Source organism: Burkholderia sp. A2 (assembly GCF_001729305.1).
Lineage (GTDB): Bacteria > Pseudomonadota > Gammaproteobacteria > Burkholderiales > Burkholderiaceae > Burkholderia > Burkholderia sola.
This window is the reverse complement of record NZ_LZXX01000121.1, coordinates 1810-2434: the sequence shown is the minus strand read 5'-3', so window position 1 is coordinate 2434 and position 625 is coordinate 1810. Positions and strand designations below refer to the sequence as shown.

The 625-nt window shown below is 68.7% G+C and carries 1 protein-coding gene and 1 pseudogene; both read right to left on the bottom strand.

The genetic code is table 11. The annotated features are described in order from the left end of the window. On the bottom strand, window positions 1-237 hold a 237-nt coding region (locus A9Z05_RS38090; protein ID WP_256122106.1), incomplete at its 3' end, for a DJ-1/PfpI family protein. A gap of 122 nt (window positions 238-359) precedes the next feature. Next, window positions 360-625 (bottom strand): annotated as a pseudogene (locus tag A9Z05_RS38085) (amino acid deaminase); the annotation flags it as partial.

Here is a 625-nt window from a genome sequence, read left to right as displayed (position 1 = left end):
CGCCGCATCGACGTCGTCGAACGCCGCGTTCAGCGTGAAGTGGTGGCCGGGCTTCTCGGTGTAGGTCTGGTCGCCCTCGAAATCGTGGATCGCGGTCTTGATCTTGTCGCCCGCGCGCTTGCCCGGGCAGACTGCATCGACGTGGTGGCCGACGGCCTGCAGCGCCTGGAACGGCACCATCGTTTCGTAGTCTTCGGCGAAATCGCCGGTCAGGAACAGGATCTTCTTCGCGGCCATGGCTTTCTCCAGTGAAGCAGCGTTGAAGGCCCGGTCGCGCCGTGCATGACGGCCGCGACCGGGCCCGAGGACGAAAGCGCAGTGTACTCCGGTGGATTGAACCGCGCGTGACGGCCGCCCNNCGACGACTTCCGTCACGCGGAACTGCGGATCGAGCACGAGCACCTGGCGCCACTTGTCGAACGTCAGGCACGGGTGCGAGATGTCGAACGCGACCATGTCGCCGACCTTCACGTCCGCGCCCGGCGGGATCTGCAGGTAAGCGTGCTGGTCCATCATCCCGGTGACGGCCCAGCCTTCGGCGGCGGCGACGTCGCGCGGCGCGGTGTCGCGGCCCGGGCGGAAATGGCGCGCCGGCTCGGGCAGGCCCGCGTCGAACGCGGCGTCG